The sequence below is a fragment of the Micromonospora okii genome (genome assembly GCF_020884795.1).
GTDB classification, from domain to species: Bacteria; Actinomycetota; Actinomycetes; order Mycobacteriales; family Micromonosporaceae; genus Micromonospora; species Micromonospora okii.
On the sequence record NZ_BBZF01000023.1, the window covers coordinates 1 to 24,346 of the forward strand.

General features: G+C 74.2%; 22 protein-coding genes. 16 read left to right on the plus strand and 6 right to left on the minus strand.

What is annotated here, in order from left to right; translation table 11 throughout:
- Positions 1-129: 129 nt before the first annotated feature.
- On the minus strand, positions 130-813 hold the full coding sequence (locus LPU43_RS21985; protein WP_229402403.1) for a hypothetical protein: 684 nt from the start codon (positions 811-813) through the stop codon (positions 130-132).
- Positions 814-882: 69 nt separating this feature from the next.
- On the opposite strand from LPU43_RS21985, the gene LPU43_RS21990 reads away from it, so the two are divergent.
- Genes LPU43_RS21990 through LPU43_RS22000 form a run of 3 tightly spaced genes read left to right on the plus strand, consistent with a single transcriptional unit; the run spans position 883 to position 5,398 of the window.
- Positions 883-3,501 carry a valine--tRNA ligase gene (locus LPU43_RS21990; protein ID WP_229402404.1) on the plus strand — a complete coding sequence of 873 codons (2,619 nt, stop codon included), beginning with the start codon at positions 883-885 and terminating at the stop codon, positions 3,499-3,501.
- Positions 3,498-4,877 carry a bifunctional folylpolyglutamate synthase/dihydrofolate synthase gene (locus LPU43_RS21995; protein ID WP_229402405.1) on the plus strand — a complete coding sequence of 460 codons (1,380 nt, stop codon included), beginning with the start codon at positions 3,498-3,500 and terminating at the stop codon, positions 4,875-4,877. Before LPU43_RS21990 ends, LPU43_RS21995 begins: the two co-directional genes overlap by 4 nt.
- Positions 4,874-5,398, plus strand: a complete 525-nt coding sequence (locus tag LPU43_RS22000) for a DUF4233 domain-containing protein (protein WP_373321780.1) — start codon at positions 4,874-4,876, stop codon at positions 5,396-5,398. Before LPU43_RS21995 ends, LPU43_RS22000 begins: the two co-directional genes overlap by 4 nt.
- A 104-nt stretch (positions 5,399-5,502) precedes the next feature.
- Here the strand turns inward: LPU43_RS22000 and LPU43_RS22005 are convergent, their stop codons facing one another.
- Positions 5,503-6,858: a VOC family protein gene (locus tag LPU43_RS22005; RefSeq protein ID WP_229402406.1), complete on the minus strand. Its 1,356-nt coding sequence runs from the start codon at positions 6,856-6,858 to the stop codon at positions 5,503-5,505.
- A gap of 143 nt (positions 6,859-7,001) precedes the next feature.
- Between LPU43_RS22005 and ndk the strand changes: the two genes are divergently transcribed.
- Positions 7,002-7,427: a nucleoside-diphosphate kinase gene (ndk, locus tag LPU43_RS22010; RefSeq protein ID WP_229402407.1), complete on the plus strand. Its 426-nt coding sequence runs from the start codon at positions 7,002-7,004 to the stop codon at positions 7,425-7,427.
- A 45-nt stretch (positions 7,428-7,472) separates the two neighbouring features.
- Here the strand turns inward: ndk and sigJ are convergent, their stop codons facing one another.
- Both sigJ and LPU43_RS22020 read right to left on the minus strand, forming a co-directional pair.
- Positions 7,473-8,405 (minus strand): RNA polymerase sigma factor SigJ, encoded by a 933-nt coding sequence (gene sigJ / locus LPU43_RS22015; protein WP_229402408.1) that lies wholly within the window; start codon positions 8,403-8,405, stop codon positions 7,473-7,475.
- Positions 8,354-8,794 carry a carboxymuconolactone decarboxylase family protein gene (locus LPU43_RS22020; protein ID WP_229402409.1) on the minus strand — a complete coding sequence of 147 codons (441 nt, stop codon included), beginning with the start codon at positions 8,792-8,794 and terminating at the stop codon, positions 8,354-8,356. Before LPU43_RS22020 ends, sigJ begins: the two co-directional genes overlap by 52 nt.
- Positions 8,795-9,043: 249 nt before the next feature.
- Between LPU43_RS22020 and LPU43_RS22025 the strand changes: the two genes are divergently transcribed.
- The gene (locus LPU43_RS22025) at positions 9,044-9,745 is read left to right on the plus strand and encodes a lysophospholipid acyltransferase family protein (protein WP_229402410.1); all 702 of its coding nucleotides are present in this window, start codon (positions 9,044-9,046) and stop codon (positions 9,743-9,745) included.
- Positions 9,746-9,815: 70 nt separating this feature from the next.
- Here the strand turns inward: LPU43_RS22025 and LPU43_RS22030 are convergent, their stop codons facing one another.
- Positions 9,816-11,621 (minus strand): hypothetical protein, encoded by a 1,806-nt coding sequence (locus LPU43_RS22030; protein ID WP_229402411.1) that lies wholly within the window; start codon positions 11,619-11,621, stop codon positions 9,816-9,818.
- A gap of 141 nt (positions 11,622-11,762) precedes the next feature.
- Between LPU43_RS22030 and LPU43_RS22035 the strand changes: the two genes are divergently transcribed.
- From LPU43_RS22035 to LPU43_RS22070, 8 genes are all read left to right on the plus strand, one after another.
- Positions 11,763-13,808, plus strand: coding sequence for a TIGR03960 family B12-binding radical SAM protein (locus tag LPU43_RS22035; RefSeq protein ID WP_229402412.1), 2,046 nt, complete (start codon positions 11,763-11,765; stop codon positions 13,806-13,808).
- 94 nt (positions 13,809-13,902) lie between these two features.
- On the plus strand, positions 13,903-14,634 hold the full coding sequence (locus LPU43_RS22040; protein ID WP_305074822.1) for a TIGR03936 family radical SAM-associated protein: 732 nt from the start codon (positions 13,903-13,905) through the stop codon (positions 14,632-14,634).
- Between the two features lie 136 nt (positions 14,635-14,770).
- A complete protein-coding gene (locus tag LPU43_RS22045) occupies positions 14,771-18,010 on the plus strand; it encodes an Rne/Rng family ribonuclease (RefSeq protein ID WP_229402413.1) in 3,240 nt (1,079 codons plus the stop codon).
- A 122-nt stretch (positions 18,011-18,132) separates the two neighbouring features.
- Positions 18,133-18,633, plus strand: a complete 501-nt coding sequence (locus tag LPU43_RS22050) for a hypothetical protein (RefSeq protein WP_229402414.1) — start codon at positions 18,133-18,135, stop codon at positions 18,631-18,633.
- 276 nt (positions 18,634-18,909) lie between these two features.
- Positions 18,910-19,224, plus strand: coding sequence for a 50S ribosomal protein L21 (rplU, locus tag LPU43_RS22055; RefSeq protein ID WP_229402415.1), 315 nt, complete (start codon positions 18,910-18,912; stop codon positions 19,222-19,224).
- A gap of 11 nt (positions 19,225-19,235) precedes the next feature.
- Entirely contained in the window at positions 19,236-19,490 is a 255-nt protein-coding gene (gene rpmA / locus LPU43_RS22060; protein WP_101412393.1) for a 50S ribosomal protein L27, read from the plus strand.
- Positions 19,491-19,580: 90 nt separating this feature from the next.
- Entirely contained in the window at positions 19,581-21,059 is a 1,479-nt protein-coding gene (gene obgE, locus LPU43_RS22065) for a GTPase ObgE (RefSeq protein WP_229402416.1), read from the plus strand.
- A gap of 92 nt (positions 21,060-21,151) precedes the next feature.
- Positions 21,152-21,601, plus strand: a complete 450-nt coding sequence (locus LPU43_RS22070; RefSeq protein ID WP_229402417.1) for a GNAT family N-acetyltransferase — start codon at positions 21,152-21,154, stop codon at positions 21,599-21,601.
- Between the two features lie 30 nt (positions 21,602-21,631).
- On the opposite strand, the gene LPU43_RS22075 is transcribed toward LPU43_RS22070, so the two are convergent.
- Complete coding sequence (locus tag LPU43_RS22075) at positions 21,632-22,108, minus strand: DUF4383 domain-containing protein (RefSeq protein ID WP_229402418.1); 477 nt, start codon at positions 22,106-22,108, stop codon at positions 21,632-21,634.
- Between the two features lie 192 nt (positions 22,109-22,300).
- On the opposite strand from LPU43_RS22075, the gene LPU43_RS22080 reads away from it, so the two are divergent.
- From LPU43_RS22080 to LPU43_RS22090, 3 genes are read left to right on the plus strand one after another with little or no spacing between them, the layout of a single operon-like run.
- A complete protein-coding gene (locus LPU43_RS22080; protein ID WP_229402419.1) occupies positions 22,301-23,134 on the plus strand; it encodes a hypothetical protein in 834 nt (277 codons plus the stop codon).
- A 31-nt stretch (positions 23,135-23,165) separates the two neighbouring features.
- A complete protein-coding gene (locus tag LPU43_RS22085; protein WP_229402420.1) occupies positions 23,166-23,618 on the plus strand; it encodes a phage holin family protein in 453 nt (150 codons plus the stop codon).
- Positions 23,615-24,265, plus strand: coding sequence for a DUF3618 domain-containing protein (locus tag LPU43_RS22090; protein WP_229402421.1), 651 nt, complete (start codon positions 23,615-23,617; stop codon positions 24,263-24,265). The genes LPU43_RS22085 and LPU43_RS22090 overlap by 4 nt, the downstream gene beginning before the upstream one ends.
- Positions 24,266-24,346: the final 81 nt, after the last annotated feature.

The window sequence follows — 24,346 nt, forward strand, 5'->3', positions numbered from 1 at the left end:
GGAGCAGTTTTCCCGGACGCCCGGGGCGACCCCGTCGCGGTGGCGACGGAGCCGGCCCGGTGCCGGAGGAGAAGACGCGCAAACGCCCGAGACGGAACCGTCGGGCGGAGAAGGAACCGTGGGGCTGGTTCAGGACCGGGTCTGGACGTCCTCACGGATCTGGCGCATCAGCACGCCGGCGGCGTCCACCGGGCGGCCGGGGAACATGGCCAGGGCGACGCTGCCGTGGTCGGCCCAGCCGCAGATCGCGAAGTCACCCCCGTCGCCGCTGGTCGTCCCGCACTTCATGACCCCGCCGAGCCGGCCCGCGTCGACCTCACCGATCCCCGTCACCTTCCCGGTCTCGTCGGCCATGAGGCGGAAGAGGGTGTCCAGGTCGCGCTCCGGCTGCCACAGCAGGGTCGTACCGCCGAAGAGGAGCACGGACCGCTTGTCGTCCGCGCGGTCCCGGTAGACGGCGCCGACGCTGCGGTCCAGCTCGATGTCGGCGGCCAGGCCGTCGCGCAGGTAGTCGGCGGTGCTGCGGGCCCGCTCGCTGTCGTCCCGCGTCAGACCGGCGACGTTGTCCGGGGTGGTCAGCCTGGCGTCCTTCTGCTGCGCCACCCGCCAGCCGGCGACCCCGAGCGCGCCGACGCCGGCCAGGCCGACGGCCAGCGCCGCCGTGAGGAGGAGCCGGCGGCGTCGGGACCAGGGGGCGCGCTCCGGGGCGTCGCCGCGGTCCCGGGTGCTGAGCCGGATCGGCTCCTCGCCGAGTTCGATCGGCTGGGGCTCGTCGGTGAGCGACGAACGCCCGGTGAGATGCGCGTCGGACATAGCCGACACCGTACGCGAAGCAGAGGTGGCGCACGTCAGCTCCGCCGAAGCGCTCCGTAGACTTTCAGGGTGACCGAGAGACTGGATGCCCGACGCCCCGACGCCCCGACCCTTGCCGGCCAGTACCAGCCGGGCGAGGTTGAGCAGCGACGGTACGAGCAGTGGGTAGCCGGCGGCCACTTCCGGGCGTCGGCCCAGAGCGACAAGCCCCCCTTCACCGTCGTCATCCCGCCGCCGAACGTCACCGGCTCCCTGCACATGGGCCACGCCTTCGAGCACACGCTGATGGACGCGCTGACCCGCCGCAAGCGGATGCAGGGCTTCGAGGCGCTCTGGCTGCCGGGCATGGACCACGCCGGCATCGCCACGCAGAACCTCGTCGAGCGGCAGCTCGCCACAGAGGGGCTGTCCCGCCACGACCTGGGTCGGGAGGCGTTCGTCGAGCGGGTGTGGCGGTGGAAGGCCGAGTCCGGCGGGGCGATCCTGGGCCAGATGCGCCGCCTCGGCGACGCGGTCGACTGGGACCGCGAGCGTTTCACCATGGACGCCGGCCTGTCCCGGGCCGTGCAGACCATGTTCAAGAAGCTCTTCGACGACGGGCTGATCTACCGGGCCAACCGGATCATCAACTGGTGCCCGCGCTGCCTCACCGCGCTCTCCGACATCGAGGTGGAGCACACCGACGACGACGGCGAGCTGATCTCGATCCGGTACAGCGACGACGTGGTGGTGGCCACCACCCGGGCCGAGACGATGCTCGGCGACACGGCCGTGGCGGTGCACCCCGACGACGAGCGGTACCGGCACCTCATCGGCACCGAGGTCGCCCTGCCGCTGACCGACCGGCGCATCCCGATCGTGGCCGACGAGCACGTCGACCCGAAGTTCGGCACCGGCATGGTGAAGGTGACCCCCGCGCACGACCCGAACGACTTCGAGATCGGGCAGCGGCACGGCCTGCCGGCCCTGACGATCATGGACGAGCGCGGCGTCATCACCGCACACGGTCCGTTCCAGGGCCTCGACCGGTACGAGGCCCGGCCGGCGATCGTCGCCGCGCTGCGCGAGCAGGGCCTGATCGTGGCCGAGAAGCGGCCGTACGTGCACGCGGTGGGGCACTGCTCGCGGTGCAAGACGACGGTCGAGCCGCGGCTGTCGTTGCAGTGGTTCGTCAACACCGGCCCGCTGGCGAAGGCGGCCGGGGACGCGGTGCGCGACGGCCGGGTGAAGATCGAGCCGGCGGCCCAGGAGAAGCGCTACTTCGCCTGGGTCGACAACATGCACGACTGGTGCATCTCCCGCCAGCTCTGGTGGGGCCACCGCATCCCCGTCTGGTACGGCCCGGACGGGGAGATCGTCTGCGTCGGCCCGGACGAGGAGCCGCCGACCGGCGAGGGCTGGCAGCAGGACCAGGACGTCCTCGACACCTGGTTCTCCAGCGGCCTGTGGCCGTTCTCGACCCTCGGCTGGCCGGAGCAGACCCCGGACCTGGCGAAGTTCTACCCGACCAGCGTCCTGGTCACCGGGTACGACATCCTCTTCTTCTGGGTCGCCCGGATGATGATGTTCGGCCTCTACGCGATGGACGGCAGGCAGCCGTTCGACGTGATCGCCCTGCACGGCATGGTCCGCGACGAGCACGGCAAGAAGATGTCGAAGTCGTTCGGCAACGTGGTCGACCCGCTGGACTGGATCGACCGGTTCGGCGCCGACGCCACCCGGTTCACCCTCGCCCGGGGCGCGAACCCCGGTCAGGACGTGCCGGTCAGCGAGGAGTGGTGCCAGGGCTCCCGCAACTTCTGCAACAAGCTGTGGAACGCCACCCGGTTCGCGCTGATGAACGGCGCGCACACCGGCGGGCCGCTGCCGGCCGCCGAGGCGCTGTCGACCGTCGACCGCTGGATCCTGTCCCGGCTGGCGCATGTCACCGCCGAGGTGGACGAGCAGTTCGAGGCGTACGAGTTCGCGAAGGTCTGCGACCTGCTCTACCACTTCGCGTGGGACGACGTCTGCGACTGGTACGTGGAGCTGAGCAAGCCGGTGCTCGCCGAGGGCGGGGCGGCGGCCGACGCCACCCGCCGGGTCCTCGGGCACGTGCTCGACCAGCTCCTGCGGCTGCTGCACCCGGTGATCCCGTTCGTCACCGACGAGCTGTGGGGCGCGCTCACCGGCGGGGAGACGGTCATGACGGCCGCGTGGCCGGTCGCCGACCGTACCGCGATCGACGACACCGCGGAGGGCGAGGTCGGCGCGGTCCAGCGGGTGGTGACCGAGATCCGGCGGTTCCGGTCGGACCAGGGCCTGCGCCCCACCCAGCGGGTGGCGGCCCGGCTCGACGGCTTGGCCGGCGCGGGTATCTCCGCCCACGAGCGGCTGATCCGCTCGCTGGTGCGGCTCGACGTGCCCGGCGACGACTTCCAGTCGAGCGCCACCCTCGCCATGCCGGGCGAGGTGAGCGTCGCGCTGGACACCCGGGGGGCGATCGACGTGGCCGCCGAGCGGGCCCGGCTCGCCAAGGACCGCGCGGTCGCCGAGAAGGAGGTTGCCCAGGCCCGGGCGAAGCTCGACAACCCGGCGTTCGTGGGGAAGGCCCCGGAGCCGGTGGTCGCCAAGATCCGGGACCGGCTCGCCGCCGCCGAGGCCGACCTGGTCCGCATCGACGCCGCTCTGGAGGCGCTGCCCTCGTGACCGACCGCACCGACCGCACCGACCGCGCCCGTCGCGGTGCCCCCGGCGACGGCGGCGAGTTCGCCGCCGTCGACGCCGAGCTGTCCGCGCGCGGGTTCACCCGCCTGCACTTCGAGCTGGACCGCATCGAGTCGCTGCTCGACCTGCTCGGCAGCCCGCAGCGGGCGTACCCGTCGATCCACCTGACCGGGACCAACGGCAAGACCTCGACCGCCCGGATGATCGACTCGCTGCTGCGGGCGTTCGGGCTGCACACCGGCCGCTACACCAGCCCGCACCTGGAGACCGTCCGGGAGCGGATCAGCCTGGACGGGGAGCCGGTCGACGAGGAGCGCTTCGTCGCCACGTACCGGGAGGTGGCGCCGCTGGCCGAGCTGGTCGACCAGCGCTCCGCCGAGCCGCTGACCTACTTCGACATGACCACCGCGCTGGCGTTCGCCACGTTCGCGGACGCCCCGGTGGACGTGGCCGTGGTCGAGGTGGGCCTCGGCGGCGCGGAGGACTCCACCAACGTCATCCAGGCTCCGGTGGCGGTGCTCACCCCGATCGGGTTGGACCACACCGAGTGGCTGGGCGACACGATCGAGGACATCGCCCTGCACAAGGCCGGGATCATCCACTCCGGCGCCACGGTCGTCTGCGCCGCGCAGGAGGAGGAGGCCGCCCGGCCGATCCTGGAACGCTGCGCCGAGGTCGGGGCGACGATCGCCCGCGAGGGGTCCGAGTTCGGCGTCCTGCGCCGGTCGGTCGCCGTCGGCGGCCAGGTGCTCAGCATCCAGGGCCTCGGCGGGGTGTACGAGGAGGTGTTCGTCCCGCTGCACGGCGCGCACCAGGCGCAGAACGCGGCCGTGGCGCTCGCCGCCGTGGAGGCGTTCCTCGGGGCGGGGGCGAAGCGGCAGCTCGACGTCGAGACGGTGCGGGAGGGCTTCGCCACGGCCAGCTCGCCGGGCCGGCTGGAGAAGGTGCGGAACGCGCCGACCATCCTGCTCGACGGGGCGCACAACCCGCACGGAATGGCCGCCACGGTGACCGCGATCCAGGAGGAGTTCGCGTTCAGCAAGCTGGTGGGCGTGCTCGCCGTGCTCGGCGACAAGGACGCGGCCAGCCTGCTGGAGCTGCTGGAGCCGGTGCTCGACTCGCTGGTGGTCACCCGCAACGGCTCACCTCGGGCCATGCCGGCCGAGGAGCTGGCGGCGCTCGCCCGGGAGGTGTTCGGGGCGGAGCGGGTCGAGGTGGCCGAGGAGATGCCGGACGCGATCGAGGCGGCGGTGGCCGAGGCCGAGTCCGACGTCCCGGGCGAGCTGGCCGGGGTGGGCGTGCTGATCACGGGATCGGTGGTGACCGTGGCCGACGCCCGCCGGCTCCTCAAGCGATGAGCACCCCGGAGGAGAACCCCCGCCCGGCGGGCGACCCGGGGGTGGCGGGCGGCCCCGGCGCGAGCGCGGTCGGCGGCGATCTGTCGGGCGGTCCGAGCGCGGTCGGCGGGAATCTGCCGGGCGCGCCTGACGGCGAGCGGTCGGGTGGTCCCGGCGTGGAGGAGGCCGGGCCGGGGGAGCGGCGCTCCGGGCTGCGCAACCCGGAGGGGGCGGTACGCGGCCTGGGCGCGGGCACCCTCGGCCTGGAGGCGCTGGTGCTGCTGCTCGCGATCCAGCCGATCCGGGTGGTCGGCGGGGACCTCGGCGGCGCGGCCGTCGCGGCGATCGTGGCGTTGGCCGTGGCGGCGGTGGTCCTCGCCGGCATGATGCGCCGGCCGTGGGCCTGGTACGCCGGCACCGCGCTCCAGGGCGCGCTGATGCTCGCCGGGCTGCTGCACTGGTCGCTGCTGGCGCTGGGGGTCATCTTCGCGTTCGTCTGGGGGTACGCCCTGCACGTGCGCCGGGTGATCCTCGGCCGCTGACCCCGGGCCGCTGACTTCCTTCGGCTGATCCGGCGCTGCCGTCGCGGCGGCGGTGTTGAGCGGGGCACCCTGCTATGCGGAATGCGTTAACAGGGTGCCCTTCCTTACGCCTCGGCGCGGGTGCGCCACTGGGTGAGGGCGACGCCGTGGCCGTCCGGGTCGCGGAAGGCCGCCGCCCACACCTCCAGCTTGGTGCCCCGGTTGACGACCCTCGGGGCGTACGTGAAGCGGACGCCGGAGTCGCGCAGCCGCTCGTAGGCGCCCTGGATGTCGTCGACCTCCAGGTTGACGTGCACGAGGCGGCGGCTGATCGGGGCGGCCCCGGTGACCTCGCGCAGCACTAGCCGGGTCGCCCCCGAGGCGAGCACGGCGTTGCCCGCGCCCCGGTCGACCTCGTCGAAGCCCAGCCGGTCGCGGTAGAACTCGAGCGAGCGGTCCAGGTCGGTGACCAGCAGGGTGATGCCGACGCCGCTGATCGGGGCGGCGGCGTCGGCGGGCTCGGCCTCCGGGTCGTACCCGAAGATCGCCTCGTCCAGGTCGTCGTGGCCGGCGGTCGGCTCGGCCCGCCGGTCCGGGTCGTCCAGCGGCACGTCGATCGGGTCGTCGACCGGGGAGACGACCGGGTCGTGCGACGGGATCGTGTCGACCGGGGAGATCGTCTCGACCGGGACGGTCGCGTCGAAGCGCTCGTCGGCCGGGTGCCGGGGGGCCGGGGCGGCCCGGCGGGACAGCGCCCCGGGGAGCGGCTCCACCAGCGTCCCCTCCAGCACGACGGGGCCACCCGGGCGGTGGTGCACCACGACCGGCTCCCGGCTGTCGGGCACGGGACCGAGGTCGTCGCGCAGCGGGTCGGGGCCGGGCGAATCGCGCAGGTCGTCGCGGAAGTCCCGCAGGTCGTCGCGGAAGTCGTCGTCGGGCGTGCGGTCGGCCCACGGCGGGGCCTCCTGCGCGATGAGCACCTCGTCGACGGGGTCGACGCCGGCGTACTCCGGGGGCAGGTCGGCGACCGCCGCAGCGGCGGCGGCGGTCTCCGCGTGGGTGGGCACGTCCTCCCAGAGGACCCGGACGCGCCGCTGGTCGTCCAGGGCCACCCGCAGGGGCAGGGACTGCCCGACCGAGGGCCACTTCGCCACCGGCACCCTCGGCTCGATGATCTTCTTGGACCGGGGCGGCAGCCCGGGCGCGTCGATGACGATCTGCAGCTCGCAGCGGCCGAACGCGTACGCGGTGGGCGGCTCGGACGCGCTGTGCACGTGGCCGACGCCGACCACCCACGTGCGCCCGCCGCCGCGCACCGTCGCCAGCGCGATCGCCAGCACCACCAGCGCCACGCCGAGCGCCACGATCGCCCAACTCGTCATGCCCAGCCCGAACAGGACCACGAAGGTCGCCACGGTGCCCAGCACCGCGGCGATGAGCTTGCGTACCGGCGCGATGGGTCGGTTCCCGCCATTCGCCACAGTGGACCTCCCTGGGGTCAAGGGCCAGGCTAGGCCGGATCGGCGACCCAGGGAAAGAGCAGCCGCCGCGCCGGCGCCGGGACCGGGTCGCTAGGCTGACCGTACCCAGCCGAGCCGCCTTCCGCGCACAGGAGGAACCCAGCGTGTCCATCAGCAGCCCGGACGAGCGCACCCTCGTCCTGATCAAGCCCGACGCGGTCCGCCGTGGCCTGGTCGGCGAGATCCTCTCCCGCTTCGAGCGCAAGGGCCTGCGGATCGACGCCATGGTGTCCCGGACGATGGACGGCGACTTCGCCGACCAGCACTACGCCGAGCACGTCGACAAGGCGTTCTACCCGCCGCTGAAGAGCTTCATGACCGGCGGCCCGCTGGTCGCCCTCGTGCTCTCCGGCGACCAGGTCGTCCAGGTCGTGCGGGGCATGATCGGCAGCACCGACGGGCGCGCTGCCGCTGCCGGCACGATCCGCGGCGACCTCTCCCTGTCCAACCGGGAGAACCTGGTGCACGCCTCCGACTCGACGGACAGCGCCAAGCGCGAGATCGCCCTCTGGTTCCCCGAGCTGGGCTGACGGCTTTCCGACGCCGGGCGCGGCGGGGCCGGCCCGGCCTTCGGGTCACCCCGCCAGCCGGGTGAGCTTCTCCGGGTTGGCGACCACGTACAGGCCGGTGATCCGGCCGCCGGTGGCGGCCACGGTCACCGTGTACCGCCGGCTGCCGGGCCAGTGCACGACGTACCCGGGCTGGCCGTTGAGTTCCATTGGGACGGTGTGCGGCGTCGGCCGCGGGGGTCCGAGTATCCCGGCGAAGAAGCGGGCAACCCGGTCCGCCCCGCGCACCGGGTTGCGGGCCGCCCTGGTTCGGCCGCCCCCGTCGCTCCACGCGGTGACGTCGGTCGCCACCAGATCCGCCAGCCGGGCCAGGTCGCCGTCGCGGGCCGCGGCGAGGAACGCGTCCAGCAGCCGCCGTTGCTCACCCGGGTCGGCCGCGAAGCGGCGACGGTCGTCGGCGGTCCGGGCCGCAGCCCGGTGGTGCAACTGCCGGCAGTCCGCTGCGGACCGGTCCAGGATCTCGCCGATCTGGGCGTACGGCAGGTCGAAGGCGGTGCGCAGCACGTAGACCGCGCGCTCCGGCGGAGTCAGTCGCTCCAGCAGGTGCAGCAGCGCCAGGGACAGCGAGTCGCGCAGCTCCGCGTGTTCCGGCGGCCCGAAGGGCGAGGGCGCGGTGGGCACCGGCTCCGGCAGCCACGGCCCGACGTACGTCTCCCGGGCGGCCTGCCGGGCCCGCAGCCGGTCGATGGCGAGCCGGGTGACCACCCGGGACAGGTAGCGGCGCGGCTCGGCCACCGCGGCCCGGTCGACGCCCAGCCACCGCAGGTACGCGTCCTGGAGCACGTCCTCGGCGTCGTGCAGGCTGCCGAGCATCCGGTACGCCAGGCCGAGCAGCATCGGCCGGTGCGCGTCGAGCGCACCGGCCGCCTGCGTCGTCCCGGCGGTCGTCACCCGTCCGTCGGCGGCTGCCGCCGGGTGGCGGCCACGACCCGGTTCCATACGTTGATTGTGGCGATCGCGACCGTCAGGTCCGCCAGCTCCTTCTCCGACCAGACCTTCGCGGCGGCGTCCCAGACCTCGTCGGGCACCCCGTGCTCCCCGAGGCGGGTGAGCGCGTCGGTGAGCGCGAGCGCGGCCCGTTCCCGCTCGTCGAAGAAGGGCGCCTCCCGCCAGGCCGCCACGGCGAACAGCCGCCGGCTGGACTCGCCCGCCGCGAGGGCGTCCCGGCTGTGCATGTCCACGCAGAACGCGCAGCCGTTGAGCATCGACGCGCGCAGCTTCACCAGTTCCAGCACCGTGTGGTCGAGGTTCGCCCGGGTGTACCGCTCCAGCCCGGCCACCGCCCGGTACGCCTCCGGCGCCACCGCCTCCAGATCGATCCGACTCATCGTGTTCTCCCGTCCTCGTCGGTACACCGGGACGACGGCGGCGGGCGCGGGGATGTGACGGCGGCAAGGTGTGACGCCGATCATACTGCTGCGCGCCGGGCGGTGGATGGTCGGAGGCCGGGCCGTCGAACCCGGCGCTCGCCGGCCCGGCCTCCGCCACCCAGCGGACGGCCGGCCACCCGTTCGGCCCGCCGTGACCGCGTCGGCTACCGTGACATCGCCCTGTCCAGCACGACCGTCGGAGGACCAGTGCCCCTGCTCTACACCATCGGCAGGCTCACCGTGGCACCCGCGCTCAGGCTGGCCTTCCGACCGACCGTGGAGGGTCTCGAACACATCCCGGCGACCGGCGGCGCGATCTTCGCGGGCAACCACCTCTCGGTCGCCGACGAGCTGTTCCTCGGCACCGTCGTCCCCCGGCACCTGGCGTTCTGGGCCAAGTCGGAGTACTTCAAGGGCACCGGTGTGAAGGGCGCCTTCTCCAAGTTCGTGCTCACCGGCCTAGGGGCGATCCCCGTCGAGCGGGCCGGCGGACGGGCCGCCCTGTCCGCGTTCGACGCGGCGATCCCGGCGCTGAAGGGCGGCGACCTGGTGGCCGTGTACCCGGAGGGCACCCGCTCGCCCGACGGCCGGCTGTACCGGGGCCGTACCGGGGCGGCGCGACTGGCGGTGGCGGCGGGCGTGCCGATCATCCCGGTCGGCATGATCGGCACCGACAAGGCGCAGCCGATCGGCGCCCGGGTGCCCCGGCCCGGCAAGGCGAAGATCATCGTGCGGTTCGGCAAGCCGCTGGACTTCACCGGGCGCTCCGACGACCGGACGTCGCTGCGGGAGATGACCGACGAGCTGATGAGCGAGATCCAGAAGCTCACCGGCCAGGAGTACGTGCCGCGCTACGCCCCGCCCCGCGCCCACCCGCCGGCCGGCGGCGAGCCGCCGACCGGGGCCTGACCCTCGCCGCCCCCGCCGACGCGGGGGCGGGCCGGTGTCCGGGATCACAGCCAGGCGGGGTGCCGCCTCCTCAGTTTCCGCCGCCGACCTGACTCGGCGTGACGATCCGTTCGCGCATCGCGTCCAGCAGTCGCGCGCTGTCGTCGAGCGAGAGCTGGGTGAAGACCCCGGTGGTGAGGCTGCCGTGGTCGACCGAGGTGCAGACGACCACGTCGGCACCGTCGAGGGCGCCGACGGCGCAGCGCGCGTGCCGTCCCCGCGTGTCGGTCTCCACCACCTGCGGCTCCCCGAGCCGGTAGGAGTCCTTGAGGCGGGTCATCTCGTCGTCCGCGTCGCCCTCGGGCGTGAACCGGAACCCGGTACCGCCGAAGACCGTCACCCGCTTGCCGGCGGGGGTGGCGTACAGGCCGGCGAAGGTCTCCTCGGCCAGCAGGTGCGCCTTGCGCACCTCGGTCTCCAACCGCTTCATGCTGGCGTCGCTGTGGTCGTCCTGGCGCAGCGACAGGTCGTTGATCTGCGACGGCAGCGCCGCCTTCGCCGGGTACTGCTCCCAGATCGGCTTGATCCAGTACGCGGGGCAGCCGCAGCAGCAGGCGATGCTGAGCAGCAGCACCCACGGCCAGCGTCGCCGACGCCGGCGGGGGGCCCTCGGCGCGGCCGGCGTCGGGGCGGGCCGGCGCTGCTGTTGCTGCGGCGGGGGCGGCTGGGGCGGCGGGGCTGCCGGCCGGGCCGGCGCCGGCATCTGGCGGGCCGGTGCGGGCGGGGGCACGGGCGGCGACACCGGCCGGGCGACCGGCGGCGGGCTCACCGGACGGGCGGCGGGCGACACCGGCCGGGCCTGCTGCGCCGGCGGCATCGGCCGGGCTGCCGGCGGTGGGGGGAGCGGCTGGGCCTGCTGCGGCGGAGGGACCGGCCGGGCCGCCGGGGGCGGGGAGACCGGCCGGGCCGGCTGGGGCGGGGGAACCGGCGCGGACCCGGCGTGCGGGCCCGGGTACGGCCGGGTGGCGGGCGACGTCGGGTACGTCATCGTGGGCGGCAGCGGGGGCAGCGGACCGGAGTGCAGGTCCCAGCTCCCGGTGTCCGCGCCCGCCCACGGGTCGACCGGGGTCAGGCTCTCCGGGGGCGGCAGCGGAGCAGGCGGCGGCGGGGTGGGCTCGGCCGACTCGCCCCAGCTCCGCCTGCGCGGCGGGGGCGGCGGAACCGCCGCGGACCCGCTCCACCGGGGGGCGGGCGGCTCGGCGGCAAGGGGGTCGATGGTCGTCCGGTCCGGCCGCGCGTCCACTCGGGTGGGGTCGGGTCCGGCCCGGGTGGGCCGTGGCGGCTCGCCCGTCCCGGTGTCGCCGCCCGGCCCCGTGGCGCGCGGCGGCCCGGCGTCGCCACCCGGGGTGGTCGCCTCGGTCCGTCTGGTCGCGTCGTCCGGCCCGGTCGCGTCAGCCGGCTCGTCCGGCCCCGTCGTGTCGGCCGGTACACCCGGCTCGCTCGCGGGGGCCGGGCCGGTCAGCTTGGTCGCGCCCGCCGGGTCGACCGGGTGGGGCGCGTCGGGCGGGCCGCCGATCGGGTCGGTCGCGTCACCGCCTGGGGCCGTCCCGTCACCGCCGGGGACCGTCGCGTCGACGGCCGTTGCGTCGCCGCTCGGGGCCGGCGTGTCGGCGGCCGTCGTGTCACCGACTGGGTTCGTCGTGTCGGCGGCCGGCGGGTGACCGTCCCGGGCCGGCGAGGGGGCGGTCTCCGGGCCGGCGTCCGCCGGTGCGGGGGCGGCGTCCGGGGGTACGGGGGAGGGGGTCGGCTCGCCGGCGACCGTCGAATCGAGGTCACGGTCGGCGGCCGGGGTGCCCCCGTCGGCCGGTCGGTCTGCTCCCGGCTGCGGGTGCGGCATCGCGGCAATCTCCTCTCGCGCCGGTCCGAGGTTAGTACCGACGTGCCACCGGCGGCGATCCGGCCGGTGGTGGGAACGCGGGGCGGGCGTGGACAGCGGTGCGCGCGGCCGGCGGCGGAGGGCCGCGTACCCTTGGGCTTCATGAGCGTCCCGTCCACCACGCCGCGCCCCGCCGTGGCCAACTCCGGCGACGACTCCAGCTCGGCGCGTCCGACGCCGCGCCGCGACCTGGGGTCGTCGGTCTGGCCCCTGCTGGAGCCGCTGCTGCCCCAGGTCACCAAGCCCATCCAGTACGTCGGCGGCGAGCTGGGCGCGGTGGTCAAGGACTGGGACGCGGCGGCCGTGCGCTGGGCGCTGATGTACCCCGACGCGTACGAGGTCGGGCTGCCCAACCAGGGCGTGCAGATCCTCTATGAGGTGCTCAACGAGCTGCCCGACGTGCTCGCCGAGCGGACGTACGCGGTCTGGCCGGACCTGGAGAAGCTGATGCGCGCGCAGGGCGTGCCGCAGTTCACCGTCGACGCGCACCGCGCCGTGCGCGACTTCGACGTGTTCGGCGTCTCCTTTTCCACCGAGCTGGGCTACACGAACCTGCTCACCGCGATCGACCTGGCCGGCATCCCGCTGCTCGCGGCCGACCGCACCGACGCCGACCCGGTGATCGTGGCCGGCGGGCACGCCGCGTTCAACCCGGAGCCGATCGCCGACTTCGTCGACGCCGCCGTGCTCGGCGACGGCGAGGAGGCGGTCCTGGAGATCACCACGATCGTCCGGCAGTGGAAGGCCGAGGGCTGCCCGGGTGGCCGGGACGAGCTGCTGCTGCGGCTGGCCCGCACGGAGAGCGTCTACGTGCCGCGCTTCTACGACGTGGACTACCTGCCCGACGGGCGGATCCAGCGCGTGGTGCCGAACCGGGCGGACGTGCCGTTCCGGGTGCACAAGCGCACGACGATGGACCTGGACGCCTGGCCGTACCCGAAGAAGCCCCTGGTCCCGCTGGCCGAGACGGTCCACGAGCGGTACGCCGTGGAGATCTTTCGGGGTTGCACCCGGGGCTGCCGGTTCTGCCAGGCTGGCATGATCACCCGGCCGGTGCGGGAGCGGTCGATCACCACCGTGGGGCAGATGGTGCGCGAGGGGCTGGAGTTCTCCGGCTTCCACGAGGTGGGCCTCCTGTCGCTGTCGTCGGCCGACCACTCGGAGATCGGCGACATGTGCTCGGGCCTGGCCCAGCAGTACGAGGGCACCAACGTGTCGCTGTCCCTGCCGTCGACCCGGGTGGACGCGTTCAACATCGACCTGGCGCAGGAGCTGTCCCGCAACGGGCGGCGTACCGGCCTGACCTTCGCCCCCGAGGGCGGGTCGGAGCGCATCCGGCGCGTGATCAACAAGATGGTGTCGAAGGAAGACCTGATCCGCACGGTCGTCACCGCGTACACCAACGGCTGGCGGCAGGTGAAGCTCTACTTCATGTGCGGCCTGCCCACCGAGACCGACGACGACGTCCTCGAGATCGCCGACATGGCGCACGAGGTCATCCGGGCCGGGCGGGCGGCCACCGGCTCCAAGGACATCCGCTGCACGGTCTCCATCGGTGGCTTCGTGCCGAAGCCGCACACCCCGTTCCAGTGGGCGTCGATGGAGCGCCCGGAGGTCATCGACGCCCGGCTCAAGCTGCTCAAGCAGGCGATCAACGCGGACCGCTCGCTGGGGCGGGCGGTCGGCTTCCGCTACCACGACGGCGAGCCGTCGCTGATCGAGGGCCTGCTCAGCCGGGGCGACCGTCGGGTCGGGGCGGTGATCCGCCGGGTGTGGGAGGACGGCGGCCGGTTCGACGGCTGGAGCGAGCACTTCTCGTACCGGCGCTGGGTGGACGCCGCGACCGAGGTGCTGCCGGCCTTCGGCGTGGACCTGGACTGGTACACCACCCGGGAGCGCGACGAGCTGGAGGTCCTGCCCTGGGACCACCTGGACTCGGGCCTGGACAAGGACTGGCTCTGGCAGGACTGGCAGGATGCCATGTCCGAGTACGAGCAGGACGACTGCCGGTGGACCCCGTGCTTCGACTGCGGCGTCTGCCCGTCGATGGACACTGAGATCCAGATCGGCCCGACGGGCAGGAAGCTGCTCCCGCTCACCCCGACCAACGGCACCGGCCTGCGGATCCCCACCCCCACCCCGCAGTGACCCCCGCGCCGGCCGACCGTGGGTCGGCCGGCGCCCAGTGGCGAGGAGCACGACGATCAGCAAGAAACCACAGCCGGAGGGCGGCCAGGCCCCGGTGGTCCAGCGTGTCCGCATCCGGTACGCCAAGCGGGGGCCCCTGCGGTTCACCTCGCACCGGGACTTCGCCCGGGCGTTCGAGCGGGCGTTGCGCCGGGCGGGCGTACCGATCGCGTTCTCGCAGGGCTTCACCCCGCACCCCAAGATCTCCTACGCCAGCGCCGCGCCGACCGGGGTGGCCAGCGAGGCGGAGTACCTGGAGATCGGGCTCCGCGAGCCGGTCGACCCGGAAGGTCTGCGGCTGGCGCTGGACGCCGCGCTCTCGCCCGGCCTCGACGTGGTGGACGCCGTCGTCGCGTCCGGCGGCAGTCTCGCCGACCGGATCGAGGCGTCGCACTGGCGGATCGAGTTGCCCCAGGTCGACCCGGCCGAGCTGGGGCGCGCGGTGGCTGCCTTCAGCGCCGCCGCCGAGGTTCAGGTGGAGCGGATGACGAAGCAGGGCAGGCGCACGTTCGACGCCCGCTCCGCAGTCATGAGCATCGATGTAATGCCCGTTCCGGAGACGCCTTCCGGGTTCACGGCCGTACCGTGTGCGATACTCGAACTGGTCGTCCGGCAGGTCACCCCGTCCGTACGACCCGATGACGTCCTTTCCGGCCTGCGCGCGGTGGCCGACCTGGAGCCGCCGGTCTCCCCGAGGGTGATCCGGCTGGCGCAGGGCACGCTGACCGCGCAGGGCGCGATCGTCGATCCGTTGGACGCGGATCGCGAGGGGGCAGCCATCGTGTGAGTGTTGACCGTCGGTCAACACTCTGGCAGGCAGACTTCGGCGGTCGCGCACCTCGCGCGCCGGCGGAAACACTTTGCGGCGACCCTGCGTGGCAGCGCTCACCCGCGCCCGGGGCAGCCAGAACTGGAGAACGTCCATGCTCGAGAACGAGCCCGAGGGCGGCGAACGGGCCGGTTCACAGCCGGCCGGTGAGACCGCTGACCACACTGCCGATGCCGGCCGTGCCGGCGGCGACGTCGTCACCGGCGCCGCGGACCTCACCGCCGTCGGCCCCGACACCGGGGGCGCGCCCCCTGCCGGGGGCCCCGACACCGGCGGGGCAGCGACCGCCGAGACGCCGGCCGCCCCGCCGCGCAAGCGGGCCACCCGCCGCCGGGCGGCCCCGCTGAACCAGCCGGAGCAGACCGACGCGCCGGTGGAGGCGTCCACCTCCGCCGGCTCGACCAGCGGAGAGGCCCCCCAGGCCGAGGTCTTCGCCCCGGTCGCGGGCGAGCTGGGCGAGGCCCCGAAGACGCCGCGCCGCCGCCGCAAGGCGACCCCCGCCAAGGCGGTGGAGGAGCCGGTCGCCGGGGCGGGCGCCGAGGAGGCCGCCGCCGAGATCGTGCCGCCGGTGAAGGCGACCCGGACCCGCCGCCGCAAGGCCGTGGCGGCGGAGGCCCCGGCCGAGCCGACCCCGGAGACCGCCGGCCCCGCGCCCGAGGCCCCGCCGGCCGTCGAGCCGATCGCCGCTGCACCGGCCGTCGAGCCCTCCGCCGGTGCGCAGGCTGCTGAACCCATCGCCGCTGCGCCGACCGTCGAGCCCTCCGCCGTTGTGCCGGCCGCCGAGCCGGCTGCGGGCGAGGAGGAGGCCGAGGAGAGCGTCGAGGCTGCCGGGACTCCGGCCGCCGGTGCCCCGCCGGCCCCCGCCGCGCCCTCGGCCGCCGAGGGCGGTGGCGCCGCAGGCGCGCCGAGCCCCGCCGGGCAGGTGCCTCCCGCACCCGAGGCCGCCGCCGAGCCGCCCGCCGCCGAGCCGAAGACCCGCCGGCGTCGGGCCGCCCTCTCCGCGCCGACCGTGCTGTTCATGGCCCCGCAGGCCGAGGAGATCGAAGTCACCCGGGTCGTCGTGCCCGTCCCCGCCCTCGTGGAGGAGGAGCCGGCCGCCGAGGAGCAGCCCGAGCCCACGCGCCGGCGTCGGCGCGGCCGGCGCGAGGTCGAGCCGGTCGAGCCCGTCGAGGCCGTGGAGGCCGTGGAGGCCGAGGAGGAGCCCGCGGCCGAGGCCGAGGAAGCCGGCGAGGACGAGGACGACGAGGAGAGCGCCGCCCGTCGGCGTCGGCGGCGTGGTCGGCGTGGCCGGGGCCGGGGCAAGGGCGGCGCGGACGAGGCCGAGGACGACGAGGCCGAGGAGGCCGCCTCGGCGGACGAGGGCGAGGAGCCCGAGGCGGGGGCCGACGGCGACGAGGACGAGGGCGACGAGGGCGGGGACGGGATGACCCGCCGCCGTCGGCGCCGGCGTCGCCGGGGCGCCGGGGACACCGACGGCGGGGCCGACGACGGCGTGCCCACCGTCGTGAAGATCCGCGAGCCGCGCAAGGCCGTCGACGAGGTGCAGGGCGTCTCCGGCTCGACCCGGCTGGAGGCCAAGCGGCAGCGCCGCCGGGACGGCCGGGAGCAGCGGCGGACCCGCCCGCCGATCCTGAGCGAGTCGGAGTTCCTGGCCCGCCGGGAGGCGGTCGACCGGGTGATGGCCGTCCGCCAGCGCGGCGACCGCACCCAGATCGCCGTGCTCGAGGACGGCGTGCTGGTCGAGCACTACGTGACCCGCAACTCGTCCGGCACCATGGCCGGCAACGTCTACCTCGGCAAGGTGCAGAACGTCCTGCCGAGCATGGAGGCCGCCTTCGTCGACGTCGGGCGGGGCCGCAACGCCGTGCTGTACGCGGGCGAGGTCAACTGGGACAGCACCGGCCTGGAGGGGCGGGCCCGCTCGATCGAGCAGGCGCTGCGCCCCGGCGACTCGGTGCTGGTGCAGGTCACCAAGGACCCGATCGGGCACAAGGGGGCCCGGCTGACCAGCCACATCGCGCTCTCCGGCCGGCACCTGGTGTACGTGCCGAACGGCAACGCCTCCGGCATCAGCCGCAAGCTGCCCGACACCGAGCGCAAGCGGCTGCGCGACGCGCTCAAGAAGCTGGTTCCCGACGGCGCGGGCGTGATCGTCCGCACCGCCGCCGAGGGGGCGAGCGAGGACGAGCTGGCCCGTGACGTCAAGCGGCTCCAGGCCCAGTGGGAGGACATCCAGGCCAAGGCGACCTCCGGCGGCGCGCCGGTGCTGCTCTACGAGGAGCCGGACCTGGTCATCCGGGTCGTGCGGGACCTGTTCAACGAGGACTTCCGCGAGCTGATGATCGAGGGCGACGAGTCGTACGGGATGGTCGAGTCGTACCTGTCGCACGTCTCGCCGGACCTGGTCGACCGGGTGCGCCGGCACGTCGGCACGACCGACGTGTTCGCCGAGTACCGGATCGACGAGCAGATCCTGAAGGGCCTCGACCGGAAGGTCTTCCTCCCCTCCGGCGGCTCGCTGGTCATCGACCGCACCGAGGCGATGACCGTCATCGACGTCAACACCGGCAAGTACACCGGCTCGGGCGGCAACCTCGAGGAGACGGTCACCCGGAACAACCTGGAGGCGGCCGAGGAGATCGTCCGCCAGCTCCGGCTGCGCGACCTCGGCGGCATCGTGGTGATCGACTTCATCGACATGGTGCTGGAGTCGAACCGCGAGCTGGTGCTGCGCCGGCTCACCGAGTGCCTGGGCCGGGACCGCACCAAGCACCAGGTCACCGAGATCACCTCGCTCGGCCTGGTGCAGATGACCCGCAAGCGGATCGGCGCGGGCCTGCTGGAGGCGTTCAGCGAGACCTGCGAGTGCTGCAAGGGCCGTGGCGTGATCATCCACACCGAGCCGGTGCCGGAGAAGCCCCGCCCGGGCGGCGGCGCGGGGGAGAAGGTCAAGGCGGTGGCCTCGTCCGTCGTCGCGCCCGCCCCGGCCGAGCAGGGCGGCGGGACGGCGGCGCAGGGTGGCGGCACGTCGTCGCGGCGGCGGGCGCGCAAGAGCGCCGCGCCGGAGCGCACGGTGGTCGAGGTGGTCGAGACGCCGGTCGACGCCCCCGTCGCCGACGCCGAGTACCACGACACGATGGGCTACGACCTGTCCCGGTACGAGTCGGACACCGACACCGCACCGGCCGTGGCCGACGTCCAGCGGGGCGAGTCAGCCCGGCTGGCCGGGGCGGACGACCCGGACGCCCTCGGCGACGACGACGCCGACACCGAGGGCGGTGTCGGCCGGCGCCGGGCCCGCCGGGGCGGCACCCGGCGGCGTACCCGCCCGTGACCGGCTGACCGCCGAGCGCGACTCACAGGACCCCTTCCGCGCGCCCGACACGGGTGCGGGAGGGGTCCTGTCGCGTCCCGCGCCCGGTTAGGATCGGCCACCCCCCGGGTCAGGAGAAGAAGATGCGTCGTCTGCTCGCCCTCACCGCCGCCGTGGCCCTGCTGTCTTCCGGCGTGGCCTGCTCCGCGGAGCGCTCCGGCTCGGACGCGGACCCGGCCGGCTCCCCGCCGCCGGCCGCTGCCACCCCGGCCGCAGGGTCGGGGGCGCCCGCCGGGGGCGGGCCGGCGGGCGGGAACGCCGGGGCGGTCTGCGCCGCCGCCCAGCAGGCCGGCAGCACGGCCGTCCGCACGTACGTGGCGGAGCTGGGCCGGATGATCGGGGCGGTGGGGGAGAACGACAGCGCGACGGCCGAGACCGCCCGGAAGCGGGCGGAGGCGGCGCTGACCGGCTGGCGCGCCGCCCTGCGGGAGCAGTCGGGCCAGGCCACCGACCCGCAGCTCCGTACGCTCCTGGCCGACCTGGCCAGCGAGGTGGGCACCCTCGGCACCGACGTGGACGCGATCGACGAGGAGGAGCTGGAGGGGCTCCAGCAGCGCCTCGACCAGCTCTGCGCGGCGGGGTGAGGAAGGGCGCCTCGTTCACGCGTCCGGTAGAGAGGGGTTCCCCTCTCACCGAGGGCGGAGGGTGCGCGGAGGGCGGCGAGGCGCGCCCGGGTGGCGTGGCGCGCGCCGGCACGGGAGCCCGGTTTGGGGGTGGGGCTGCCCATGGCGTACGCTGGCCTGCGGCGCACTTTGGTGTGTGCCGAGTTCCCGCGTGCCCGCGCCGCCGCGCCTCTGCTACCCGGCGAGCCGCCGAGGGAACGACCGCCAGCAGCCTCAACGACAGGGAGTCCGCCTCCGATGTACGCGATCGTCAAAACCGGCGGCAAGCAGTACAAGGTCGCCGAGGGCGACGTGATCGAGGTCGAGAAGCTCGCCGGTGCCCCCGGCGACGCGGTGAAGCTCACCGCGGTGCTCCTCGTCGACGGTGACGACCTGGTGACCGACACGGCGAAGCTTGCCGAGGTCGCGGTGTCCGGCGAGATCGCCGCGCACACCAAGGGCCCGAAGATCCGGATCCACAAGTTCAAGAACAAGACCGGCTACCACAAGCGCCAGGGTCACCGCCAGCCGCTGACCCAGGTCAAGGTGACCGGCATCTCCAGCGGGAAGTAGGTCGTCCTCAGATGGCTCACAAAAAGGGTGCGTCCAGCTCGCGTAACGGCCGGGACTCCGCGGCCCAGCGGCTCGGCGTGAAGCGCTTCGGTGGTCAGGTCGTCAGCGCGGGTGAGATCCTCATCCGTCAGCGTGGCACCAAGTTCCACCCCGGTGACCTGGTCGGCCGTGGCGGCGACGACACGCTCTTCGCGCTGGCCGCCGGCTCGGTCCAGTTCGGCACCAGGCGCGGTCGCAAGACCGTCAGCATCGTGCCGCAGCAGTAGTTCGTAGGCGTCGCGGGCCGTGGACCGAGGGTCCCGGCCCGCTTCGCTTTTTCTCGTGCGGGGGCGTGCCCCGCTGGAAGGATTGACGACGTGACGATGTTCGTTGACCGGGTCGTGCTGCACCTGCAGGCCGGTGACGGCGGGCACGGCTGTGTCTCGATCCACCGCGAGAAGTTCAAGCCCTTCGGCGGCCCGGACGGCGGCAACGGCGGGCACGGCGGCAGCGTGACGCTGGTCGTCGACCCGCAGGTGCACACGCTGCTGGACTTCCACTTCCGCCCGCACGTCAAGGCCGACAACGGCAAGGGCGGCGCGGGCTCGAACCGGGACGGCGCAAACGGGCGCGACCTGTTCCTCAAGGTGCCCAACGGCACCGTCGTGACCGCCCCCGACGGCACCGTGCTGGCCGACCTGGTCGGCGCCGGCACCGCCTTCGAGGCGGCCCGGGGTGGCCGGGGCGGCCGGGGCAACGCCTCCCTGGCCAACGCCCGGCGCAAGGCGCCCGGCTTCGCGGAGCTGGGGGAGCCCGGCGACCAGCTCGACGTGGTGCTGGAGCTCAAGAGCGTCGCCGACGTGGGCCTGGTCGGCTACCCCTCCGCCGGCAAGTCGTCGCTGATCTCGGTGATCTCCGCCGCCAAGCCGAAGATCGCCGACTACCCGTTCACCACCCTCGTGCCGAACCTGGGCGTGGTCCGCGTCGACAACCACACCTTCACGGTCGCCGACGTGCCCGGTCTCATCCCGGGCGCGGCCACCGGCAAGGGCCTCGGGCTGGAGTTCCTCCGGCACGTCGAGCGGTGCGCCGTGCTCGTGCACGTGATCGACACCGCCACCCTGGAGCCCGGCCGCGACCCGCTGGCCGACATCGACATGATCGAGGCCGAGCTGACCCAGTACGGCGGGCTGGCCGACCGGCCCCGCCTCGTGGCGCTCAACAAGGTCGACGTACCGGACGGCCGGGACCTCGCCGAGATCGTCCGCCCCGACCTGGAGGCGCGGGGCCTGCGGGTCTTCGAGGTCTCCGCGGCGACCCGCGAGGGCCTCAAGGAACTGACGTACGCGATGGCGGAGCTGGTCGAGCAGTCCCGCAGCGCCGCCCCGCCGGCCGAGCCGACCCGGATCGTCATCCGCCCGAAGGCGGTCGACGACACGGGCTTCACCATCGAGGCCGAGCCGGACGGCTCGTTCACCGTCCGCGGCACCCGCCCGGAGCGCTGGGTGCGGCAGACGAACTTCGACAACGACGAGGCCGTGGGGTACCTGGCCGACCGGCTGGCCCGCCTCGGGGTCGAGGACAAGCTGGCCAAGGCGGGGGCGAACCCCGGGGACCTGGTACGCATCGGCGAGCGCGAGTTCGACTGGCAGCCCACCCTGTACGCGGGCGTGGACTTCGTGCCGGGCAACCGGGGCACGGACGTGCGGCTGGAGGAGAAGTCGACCCGCGCCTCGGCCGCCGAGCGGCTCGCCGCGCGCAAGGCCCGCCGGCGGCGTCCCGAGGACGAGCTGGCGGCCGACGCCGCCGACGAGCCGGCCCCGGACCCCGACGACGATCTCGCGGACGAGGAGTAGGGCCCGCCGGCCCGACCACGGCCTCTCCGTCGGAAACCAGCCGGAAATCTGCCGCGCCTACCCCGGAAATTCGCCGTGCGTAGCGTGGCGGCATGCTGATCGAAGCGCGGCCCACGACCGACCCGGAGATCGCCGTTCTGGTGGAGGCGCAGCAGCGTGAGCTGCGCGAGGCGGACGGCGGGCTGGACGGGCAGGCGACCGTCACCCACGACGACATCCACTACCTCGCGGTCGTCCACGCCGGCCGGGTCGTCGCGTGCGGCGGCGTGCAGGAGCTCGACGCGCACACCGGCGAGCTGAAGCGGATGTACGTCGAGCCCGCGTACCGGGGGCAGGGGCTCGCCCGGCGGCTGCTGGTCGCGCTGGAGGAGCTGGCAGCCCAGCGGGGGTACGCCGAGCTCCGGCTGGAGACCGGCAGCTACCTGCCGGCGGCCATCGGCCTCTACACCTCCTGCGGGTACGCCCCGATCCCGGTGTACGGCGAGTACGTCGACAACCCGTACAGCCGCTGTTTCGCCAAGCCGCTGCCGGTCGCCGCCTGACGGCCCGGCGGCTCCGGCGGGCGGGCGCGGTCAGGGGCGGTCGATCGGCCTGTCGAGCCGACCACCGGTGCCGGCCCGGTTGGACAGCAGCAGGCCCAGCAGGATCATGCCGAAGCCGAGCACCAGGTGCAGCCAGTTGTCGGCGGGGTTGAGCGGGATGAAGTTGACCGCCCGGTGCTCGGCGAAGAGGTCGACGGCGAGCCCGAAGATCCACAGGCCGAGGTAGAGCGCGCCGCCGCCGGCCAGGAACAGCCGCGACCCGGCGAGGCTGCGGGCCATGACGAGGCCGACCAGCCCGAACCCCAGGTGCAGGGCGTTGTGCAGGACCGACACCTGGAACAGCCCGAGCAGCTTCGCGCCGGAGGCGTGGCCGGCGAAGGAGAGGTCGTCGTACCCGGTGGTGATCCCCGGGACGAAGCCGAGCACGCCGAGCAGGAGGAAGAGGCCGGCCACGGCGGCAGCGGCCACCTGCACCCGGGCCCTGTGGCCGTGCCGGTCACGTGCCATCGATGTCACCCTCCGTGGATAAGCAGCCCCGACGATCCTCCATTGTGTGCGGGCGCGGACACGCTCCGCAGAGAAACCGCGAATCAGGTGTTGGACTCGCGCGTGAGGGTAGGTCAAGAGACAGCCGACGGAACAACGCCGGCAAATTCCCCGAAGTCAGACCGCGACGACTTTCCGAGCGGAAGGGACATCATGACCTACGATCTCTCACCCACGACGTCCACGTACGGGCAGGAGTCGACCAACGGCAACGGCGTACGCGATCAGGCCCGCCAGGTGGGCGCCGAGGCGGCCCAGGCGGGCGGCGCGGTCGCGCAGACCGCCAAGGAGCAGGGCCGGGAGGTTGTCGGCGAGGCCGCGCGCCAGGCCCGCAACCTGTACGGGGAGGCCCGCTCCCAGCTCGTCGGGCAGACCGGTGAGCAGCAGCGCCGGGCCGCGAGCGGGCTGCGCTCGCTGGCCGACGAGATGCGCTCCATGGCGCAGAACAGCGGCCAGGCCGGCCCGGTGACCGAGCTGGCCCACCAGGCCGCCGAGCGGGTGCACGGCGTGGCCGGCTGGCTGGAGGACCGGCAGCCCGGCGACATCGTCAACGAGGTCAAGGACTACGCCCGGCGCAACCCGGGGACCTTCCTCGTCGGCGCCGCCGTGCTCGGCGTGCTCGCCGGCCGGCTGACCAAGAGCCTCTCCGCGGCCTCGGACTCCACCGGCACGACCGGCGCGTACGGCGCGACCGGCGGGTACGGCGCGACCGGCGGGTACGACCCGGAGCGGACCGCGGTGATCCCGACCCCGGCGGCCCCCCAGGCCGTGCCGGTCCAGACCCCGCCCGGCGGCTACCTCGACCCGACCCCGGGCACCTACGCGGAGCCCGACCCCGGCTACTCCGGCCAGGGCGCGGCCTACCCGGACCCGCGCACGACCACCAGCTACGCCGACCCCGCCGGCGGCACCGGCCAGCCGCTGCCCCCGGTGACCCAGACCGACCCGCTGCCCGGCGTGCCGTCCAGCGGCACCACCCGCCCGTGAGCGCGAGAGAGATCCGAAGGGAGGTGACGGCATGACCGTGCCGACGCAGGACCCCGGGTACCGCCCCGTGGGCGCCCCGCACACCGCGGACGAGGTGAGGAGCAGCTCCATCGGTGAGCTGATGCGCCAGGTGACCAGCGATCTCTCCACGCTGATGCGGCAGGAGGTCGAGCTGGCCAAGGCCGAGATCCGGCAGGAGGGGAAGAAGGCGGGCAAGGCCGCCGGTCTCTTCGGCGGCGCCGGTTTCGGCGGCTACATGGTGGCGCTGTTCCTGTCGATCGCCCTCTGGGCCGGACTGTCCAACGTGATGGACGCGGGCTGGGCGGCGCTGATCGTCGCCGTCATCTGGGGCGCGATCGCCGCGGTCCTCTACTCCATGGCCAAGAAGAACGCGCAGCGCGTACGCGGCCTCAAGCAGACCAACGACAGCGTGCAGCGCATCCCCGACGCGCTCAAGCCTCACCCGGAGGGAGTCACCCGATGAGCACCGATCCCGACCAGATCCGCCGCGAGATCGAAGCCACCCGCAACAACCTGAGCACCGACGTCGACGCCCTGGCGTACAAGGTGAGCCCGGGCCGCATCGTCGACGACCGCAAGCAGCGGGCGCGCAACGCCCTGCAGAATGTGAGGGACAAGGTCATGGGCACCGCCACCGACTACGGCCACAGCACCCGGGACGCCGCGCACTCGGTCGCCGACCGGGCCTCCTCGGCGGCCTCGACCGTCTCGGACAAGGCGCACTCGGCCGCCTCGACGGTGGGCGACGCCGCGCAGCGGGCGCCGCAGGTGCTGCGGGAGAAGTCCGAGGGCAACCCGCTGGCCGCCGGCCTGATCGCCTTCGGCGTCGGCATGCTGGTCTCCTCGCTGATCCCGGCCAGCCGCCGCGAGCAGCAGGTGGCCACCCAGGTCAAGGAGCGGGCCGGCGAGCACGCCGGTGTGGTGAAGGAGAAGCTCAGCGAGGTCGCCAGCGAGCTGAAGGAGGAGCTGCGCGAGCCGGCGCGGGAGGCCACCGAGTCGGTGAAGGCCACCGCCCAGGACGCCGTGCACGCCGTCAAGGACGACACGAAGTCCGCCGCGCAGGACGTGAAGGGCCAGGCCCAGCAGTCCCGCGAACAGGTGCGGTACTGACCGGGGACACCAAGGTACGCCGCAGCTCGCGGCCACTCCCGACGCAGGTCGGCTGGTGGTCGCGAGCTGTCGCGTGTACGG

Coding starts and splice junctions, on each gene's coding strand:
- LPU43_RS21985 (WP_229402403.1), bottom strand. CDS start 813: ATGTCCGACGCGCATCTCACCGGGCGTTCGTCGCTCACCGACGAGCCC.
- LPU43_RS22000 (WP_373321780.1), top strand. CDS start 4,874: ATGAGCACCCCGGAGGAGAACCCCCGCCCGGCGGGCGACCCGGGGGTG.
- sigJ (WP_229402408.1), bottom strand. CDS start 8,405: ATGGAACCGGGTCGTGGCCGCCACCCGGCGGCAGCCGCCGACGGACGG.
- LPU43_RS22020 (WP_229402409.1), bottom strand. CDS start 8,794: ATGAGTCGGATCGATCTGGAGGCGGTGGCGCCGGAGGCGTACCGGGCG.
- LPU43_RS22030 (WP_229402411.1), bottom strand. CDS start 11,621: ATGCCGCACCCGCAGCCGGGAGCAGACCGACCGGCCGACGGGGGCACC.
- LPU43_RS22035 (WP_229402412.1), top strand. CDS start 11,763: ATGAGCGTCCCGTCCACCACGCCGCGCCCCGCCGTGGCCAACTCCGGC.
- LPU43_RS22045 (WP_229402413.1), top strand. CDS start 14,771: ATGCTCGAGAACGAGCCCGAGGGCGGCGAACGGGCCGGTTCACAGCCG.
- LPU43_RS22050 (WP_229402414.1), top strand. CDS start 18,133: ATGCGTCGTCTGCTCGCCCTCACCGCCGCCGTGGCCCTGCTGTCTTCC.
- rplU (WP_229402415.1), top strand. CDS start 18,910: ATGTACGCGATCGTCAAAACCGGCGGCAAGCAGTACAAGGTCGCCGAG.
- rpmA (WP_101412393.1), top strand. CDS start 19,236: ATGGCTCACAAAAAGGGTGCGTCCAGCTCGCGTAACGGCCGGGACTCC.
- LPU43_RS22070 (WP_229402417.1), top strand. CDS start 21,152: ATGCTGATCGAAGCGCGGCCCACGACCGACCCGGAGATCGCCGTTCTG.
- LPU43_RS22075 (WP_229402418.1), bottom strand. CDS start 22,108: ATGGCACGTGACCGGCACGGCCACAGGGCCCGGGTGCAGGTGGCCGCT.
- LPU43_RS22080 (WP_229402419.1), top strand. CDS start 22,301: ATGACCTACGATCTCTCACCCACGACGTCCACGTACGGGCAGGAGTCG.
- LPU43_RS22085 (WP_229402420.1), top strand. CDS start 23,166: ATGACCGTGCCGACGCAGGACCCCGGGTACCGCCCCGTGGGCGCCCCG.
- LPU43_RS22090 (WP_229402421.1), top strand. CDS start 23,615: ATGAGCACCGATCCCGACCAGATCCGCCGCGAGATCGAAGCCACCCGC.